The 961-nt window shown below is 68.5% G+C and carries 1 pseudogene; it reads right to left on the bottom strand.

Going from position 1 to position 961, the window contains the following annotated elements:
• Nucleotides 1-826, bottom strand: a pseudogene (locus KUM03_RS38630) (IS5 family transposase); the annotation flags it as partial.
• Nucleotides 827-961 lie beyond the last annotated feature (135 nt).

Below are 961 nucleotides of genomic sequence, written 5' to 3'. Positions count from 1 at the left end.
TTCGGATCCAGGTAAGCCATCAGGCCCAGGAATATCCCTCCAATTCCTCCCGGCTGTGCCGGGGATACAACAAGGCGCCTCGTGGCGCACATGCACCGCTCGACGGTGTTGCGCTGCTTGTACGCCTCCCGGTCGAAGGCCGGCGGTCTGCCACCGACCGGTCCGCGCCGCATCCGGTTGGCCTGCTGGTCGGCCCGCTCCGGGATCACCGCCCGGATACCGCGTCTGCGCAGGTGGTCGCGGATCTGGCGGGAGGAGTAGGCCTTGTCGGTCAGGACCATGTCCGGTCTGGTGCGCGGACGACCGCGCTGTCGGGGAACGCGGAGGCGGGCCATCACCTCGGTGAAGGCAGGTGCGTCGCCAGCCTGGCCGGCGGTGAGGTGGAAGGCCAAGGGTCGGCACCGGCCGTCGGCGGCAAGGTGGATCTTCGTGGTCAGTCCGCCGCGGGAGCGGCCGATGGCGTGGTCATGCGGCTCGTCGGCCGGGGCCCTTTTTTGCGGGCCCCGGCCGCGTGCTGGTGAGCGCGCACGACGGTGGAGTCCACCGACACGGCCCAGCTGACGTCTTCGTCCGCGTCGGCCTGAGTCACCAGGGCGGTGAACACCCGCTCCCAGGTGCCGTCGACGGCCCACATCCGCAGCCGGTTGTAGACGCCCCGCCAGTTGCCGTACTTCTCCGGCAGGTGCACCCACTGGGTGCCGGTCTGGAACTTGTAGGCGATCGCGTCGATCACCTCACGATGGTCCCGCCAGCGGCCACCCCGCTTCGGCGTCCGGTCCGGGAGCAACGGCTCGATCCGCGCCCACTGCGCATCAGTCAACGACACACCCAGACCAACGACCGACTGATCCAAACGAAACTGCCTAGTAGTACTTCGTTACGTTGAGTGATCTCGGCTGGTGGTGGGCAGCCTTTCGGGGTGAAGCTGGGGGAAGTGGAGCGGCTCCGGGGTGAGTTGGCG

Source organism: Streptomyces sp. AC602_WCS936 (genome assembly GCF_019049125.1).
GTDB lineage: Bacteria > Actinomycetota > Actinomycetes > Streptomycetales > Streptomycetaceae > Streptomyces.
This window is presented reverse-complemented; position numbering and strand designations above follow the sequence as displayed.